Here is a 6,078-nt window from a genome sequence, read left to right as displayed (position 1 = left end):
ATTAATATTGCACTTAAAGCATACCCTCCATTTGGCTATATGTATCCATTAACAACAGCAATTAATGTATTTTCATATTTCTTAGACATGTTTAACTTTGGAATAATCTTCGGTTTATTGCTCATCAGTCTCTTTAATATACTAAAAATCCCATTACAAACTCCAAAAAATGTATTTAATAGAATTGATATTAAATTCAACTATTTCACAGTAATGTTTATACTGATGGTCTCTTATACGATTATAATTTTAGCCACATCTTTTGACAATGCCCTTGTGAATACAGTCTTTCTTTTAATATTCCTAATCACTGCAACATTATTTATTTTAAATAAACTTGATACAAATATTGAAAGAAAATGGACGAATTATTCAATTATCGAACAGATTATCCTAATATTTTTAGCGATATTGACTATAGTGACATATGTAAACTTCGATACACTTACATTATTAATTCAACATCTTACTGGAGCTTGGGTTACCGATATCAATTTTGCATATATGATTGCTATCGCTTATGGAAGCGCATTAGTTTTATTCTTTTTAATATACCACATTATCCATATCGAAAGATTTCTAACAAATCCAATCTATGATTTAATAAGTGCTTTAGATGCATATAAAAAAAATAAAGAAGTGGAAGAAAATACTGAACTAAGCAAAAGATTGAACAGATACAGCAAAAGGGACGATGAAATCTCTAAATTAGTTAAATCTTTTGTTGAAATGCTAAAATCTATTGAAAATTATTTATCTGAAATTAAAAAAACAACTATTGAAAAAGAAAGAATTGAAACTGAGTTCAATGTTGCAAATAATATCCAAACACATATGTTGAAAACCGATTTTGATGAATTTTCTAAAGATAAGCCTTTTGAAATTTCTGCGTTTATGAATCCTGCAAAAGATGTTGGCGGAGACTTTTATGACTATTTTGACATAGACGATGAACATATAGGATTTGTAATTGGGGATGTCAGCGGAAAAGGAATCCCTTCAACATTATTTATGGTTAAGACCATGTATCTGATTAGAAATCACAGTAAATCCCACGATAATCTTAAAGAATTTTATGAAAATGTAAATGATTTATCCTGTCAAAGGAATGAAGAAAATTTATATGTCACATCATGGTTTGGAAAATTAAATATAAAGACTGGAAAACTAAATTTTGTAAATGCAGGCCATGAAAAGCCATTGATTAAAGAAAAAAACAAAAATTTTGAATATTTAGATACTAATCCCAATTCTGTTTTGGGAGTAATGGATGGAAGGACATATGACGATCAGGAATTAAGTTTAAACCCAGGAGATTCAATATTTTTATATACTGATGGAATTACAAATGCAAATAATAACCACGGAGGATTCTTTGGTAGTGACCGTTTAAAAGAAACTATAAATAAGTATAAAAATGAAAATCCAAATGAAATACTCGAAAAAATTAAGAATGAATTATATGAATACTGCAATAATGAAAATCAATTTGATGATATGGCAATGTTAATAATCAGATATAATGGATGTGAGAATAGTGGAAAATAAAAGGGAACTTTTTAAATCAAGGAAATTTATTGTATTATTCTCAATTGTTTTAACTACAATTCTTTTTGGACTCTCCAGAATTTTCCCCCAATTGGGAGACATTCACATAGTACTACTCCCAGTTTTAAGTTTAATTTTAGGACCTTTTGCAATTTTAGGATTTGCACTGATGGAATTTATTGATTTGATGATAACACATCCCGAATCCATTTTATTAAATTTATTAATTGTATTCATCTTTTTTATCAGCAATTTTACGATATGGAAATTGTGGTACTCCATTATGAATAAAAATGGATTGGAAAGTCCGGATTTTCCAGGAATATATAATTTAATTAAATTATTCATTATATTCTCACTATATGCCATAACAATATTGATTTTCTTTGATTTTATCAGTGCAGAAATAATAAACTATGAGTTTAAATTTGATTTCATTTCAACGATATTCAGTTTCTTTATTGTTATAATATTCACATATGTTATTAATTACTTCGAAATACCAATGTATAGTCCAAGAATACAATTTAAACAGTTTTTACCTAAAAAAATATATCCTATTTTTTTAATATTGTTCTTCACTATAGGATTACTTCAAACATTTTTCCTAGATTCCAATTATGACATATTAATGTTAGTTATCACGATATTTCTTATAATCTATTTATTAGAGCCATATGATGGTGATATTTTCAAAATTAAACACAATACTACACCAAACCTATTTTCAAAAGTAAATATTTCCATAGTATTGCTAATCTTGATTATCTCAAGTATTACAGTAATTATGGATTACATTTTGGGTTTGGGCTACAGTGAAAGCTATTTAAATATCACCAGAACTGCAATGTATTTATTTATCATAATATCAATTCCACTATTGTTTTACTTATATTTCTTAGAAAAAAATGTAACAGAACCATTGAATAAGTTATCTGAAATCATGACTGAAAGTATTTCAACAATTGAAGACCATTCAAAACATGGGAAAAAATTGGAACAAATCAATGTAAATAACGAAATAAGAATACTGATTGATTCATTGCGAGATATGGAATCTGATGTAATAAAACATGTACAAAACTTGAAGAAAGTAACCTCTGAAAAAGAAAGATATGAAACTGAACTGAAATTGGCCAGCGATATTCAAAATTCAATGATTCCAAAAGATTTTGAAGAATTCCATGATAAATTTAGTGAAAACAGAGACAAGTTTGAACTTTGGGGAATAATGAAAGCTGCCCGTCAGGTAGGGGGAGACTTTTACGATTATTTCCAAATAGATGAAGACAATATCGGATTTGTAATTGGAGATGTCAGCGGAAAAGGAATATCAGCTGCATTAATAATGGTTAAAGCAATGACATTAATTCAGGATTATACAAAGCAGTACAATGATTTATCAAAAGCATTTTATAAAACAAATAATGATCTCTATGAAGAGAATGTGGAGGATCATTTTGTTACCTGCTGGCTTGGAAAAATTAATTTGAAAAGCAATGAATTGTCATTTGTTAATGCAGGTCATAATTCTCCATTAATTAAATTAAACAATAATGATTTTGAATATATGAATATTAAACCGGGATTAGTATTGGCAGCCATGGAAGATACAGAATATAAAACACATGTTATCCCATTTAAAAAAGAAGATACAATATTTTTATATACTGATGGTGTGACAGAAGCCAATACCAATTATGAAGGATTTTACACTACAGAAAGACTAAAAAATATTATAAATAAACACAAAAACGATAATGTTAACAATATAATAGAATCCATAGAAAAGGACGTTGAAGACTTCTGCAATTATGAAGAACAATTTGACGACATAACCATGTTTATTATCAGAGCAAAATAACTAAATGATGTTAATACTTTGACTAGCTGTGAATAACATTCTAAATCACAGTATGGGGCACCTAATGTTATTTTGCATAATCACCAGAATAAACCAAATCCAAGATTAACAACATCATTTTAATTGAATATATGATTAAAAAAATTAATGATAACTATCAAATTCAATGAAATAAATGAGGCTAATTTTATAATAATCGAATGATATCTAAAAAACAGTAAATCCAAATATTGTTATCTAATGAAAAAAAGAAAAAATGATGGGAAAGTTAAATTATAACTTCCCACCCCTAAGCGGTTACAGTTACTACGTTAGCTATGGCCGCTTGGCCATATTTTGAAGTAATTATGTACACGCCAGGTTGTAAATTAATGTTTAATTTCACTATACCATTACTGTCACTTGTTCTGTAGTATAATATACCATGGATGTTGAATTCTACTTTTTGATTAGCAGCAGGCTTACCTTGTCCATCGTATACATGAGCTTCGAATTGATCAGGTTCACCGAATTTTTTAGTTAAGTCTTCAGCAGTTAAAATTGGTAAAACCGTTACATTGTGAGCAACTCTAGCTCCTTTATACTCAGCAGTGATAATGTATGTACCAGGTTCCAAGTTGATGTTGAGTTTTACATGACCTGTAGCATTGGTTGTACGGTTGTAGAACACACCATGGATGTTGAATGAAACAACTTCACCAGCACCGATAGGGTTACCGTCATCACCTAAAACTCTGAGCACATATTGTGAATCATTTCTGAAGTATTTTACAAGGTCGCTATCTTCAGTGAATCTGGATAAAACAGTAATGTTGTTTACTTTAACCTCATCTGTTGTAGGGTTGTATGTAAATATTGTGTAGTTACCAGCCACCAAGTTGATTGCAATGGAAGCTTGACCATTAGCATTAGTAGTTCTGGTGTACTCAATACCATTAATTAAGAAAATAACACTAGCGTTAGCTAAAGGATTACCTTTGCTGTCAGTGAAGTTAGCAACAAATCTGTCAGGAGCTTTTTCCACTTTAACGAGATCATCTGCAAAGATTGTTTCTTTAGGTAGTATCTCAATAGTTTCAGTAGAGTTGGCTGAAGCATATTTCTTATCACCAGTATAGGTAACACTAACAGTATGGTTACCCGGAGCTAATTCAGGCAATTCTAAGATTGTAGTACCTTTTTCTACAGGAACATATAATCCAGTACCGTCAACATCAACCAACATGTAACCGGTGGCGTCTTCAGGTAATTCCATTATGACAGCATCTTCGGAAACTGTTATGTTAGCTTTAGGATCTACACCAGTTTCGTTTTTAGGAGGAACAGTTACAACAACAGTTGTCATAGCAGGTGCGTAGGTGTCGTCACCGTCATAGGTTACAACAGCTTCGTAGGTTCCTTCATCCAATCCGGTAACTTCAATAGTAGTCTTACCGTTTTCAATTGGAGCATAGTAACCTCTACCGTTAACTTCAACTAAAATGTTACCGGTAGCGTTTTCTGCTACAGTTACAGTAATAGTAGTGTTTTGAGCATCTGCAGTTAAGTTAGCATCTTCTGGGATAACTTCAGGAACTTCAACAGTAGCATTAACTACAGCCGGAGCATACTTATCATCACCAGAATAAGCAACCTCAACAGTGTAGTTACCAGGACCAAGATCACCTAAATCCAATACAATATCATCATCAGCATCGAAGTAATAATCTATACCATCAACACTAACAACAACATAACCTTCCGCATCTTCAGGCAATTCCACACTAACAACAGTACCATCAACATCAACAGTAACATTAGCATCTTCCGGAATAACCTCAGGAACTTCAACAGTTGCGTTAACTTTAGCTGGAGCATATTTACTGTCACCAGAATAATCAACTTCAACAGTGTAGTTACCAGGAGCAAGATCACCTAAATCCAATACAATATCATCATCAGCATCGAAGTAATAATCTATACCATCAACACTCACAACAACATAACCTTCCGCATCTTCAGGCAATTCCACACTAACAACAGTGCCGTCTACATTAACAGTAACATTAGCATCTTCTGGAAGTGGGAATTCAACGTCCTTGGATGTAGTGTTGGTGTTGAATACTGAATCACCCATGTATGTTGCAACTACAGTGTAGTTTCCAGGCTCAATGCTATTGGTAAATGTTTCCACATGACCATCTATAACATCCATATACATAGTATATTCTTCACCAGTCTCTTTACATACCATATAGAATTTAACCAAACCAGTTGCGGTTTCATTCAAATCAACCACAATCAGAGCGGTGTCTTCATAAACTGTTATATCAAGATCAATAGTAGTATTTTGCTTGGAAACCTCAGTTATGGTAAATGTAACTTTAGTTTTGTTCATATTGAAGTCATCATCACCAAGATAAGTTACATCAACAAAGTAACTGTTTGCAGGCAATGTTAATGTTAGTGTTGCAACACCATCCACTAATTCAACATTTGCAACAGTATCGCCAATGATTAGTTTAACAAAACCAGTAGCATCTTCATCAACATTAACAGTTAATGTAACTCTGTTTCCAATCACATCAGCATCTGCTGAGATAGGAGTATCCTTCTTAATATGACCTTTGATAGTGAAATCTCCAGAAGTAATGTTGGTATTAAACCTACTGTCTCCCATATAAGTT

3 protein-coding genes are annotated in these 6,078 nt (G+C 31.4%); 2 read left to right on the top strand and 1 reads right to left on the bottom strand.

The window, feature by feature from the left end; all coding sequences use genetic code 11:
• Both ACKI44_RS01960 and ACKI44_RS01955 read left to right on the top strand, forming a co-directional pair.
• The coding region (locus tag ACKI44_RS01960) for a PP2C family protein-serine/threonine phosphatase (RefSeq protein ID WP_407421030.1) at window positions 1-1,548 on the top strand (1,548 nt) is incomplete at its 5' end.
• Window positions 1,549-1,831: 283 nt separating this feature from the next.
• Window positions 1,832-3,412, top strand: a complete 1,581-nt coding sequence (locus ACKI44_RS01955) for a PP2C family protein-serine/threonine phosphatase (RefSeq protein WP_407421028.1) — start codon at window positions 1,832-1,834, stop codon at window positions 3,410-3,412.
• A 289-nt stretch (window positions 3,413-3,701) separates the two neighbouring features.
• Here ACKI44_RS01955 and ACKI44_RS01950 read toward each other — a convergent pair.
• On the bottom strand, window positions 3,702-6,078 hold a 2,377-nt coding region (locus tag ACKI44_RS01950; RefSeq protein WP_407421026.1), incomplete at its 5' end, for an Ig-like domain repeat protein.

Origin of the sequence: Methanobrevibacter sp. (assembly GCF_045646205.1) — an archaeon.
Taxonomy (GTDB): domain Archaea; phylum Methanobacteriota; class Methanobacteria; order Methanobacteriales; family Methanobacteriaceae; genus Methanocatella.
The sequence above is the reverse complement of the archived record's forward strand: the minus strand, read 5'-3'. Positions and strand labels throughout refer to the sequence as shown.

Coding starts and splice junctions, on each gene's coding strand:
- ACKI44_RS01955 (WP_407421028.1), top strand. CDS start 1,832: ATGAATAAAAATGGATTGGAAAGTCCGGATTTTCCAGGAATATATAAT.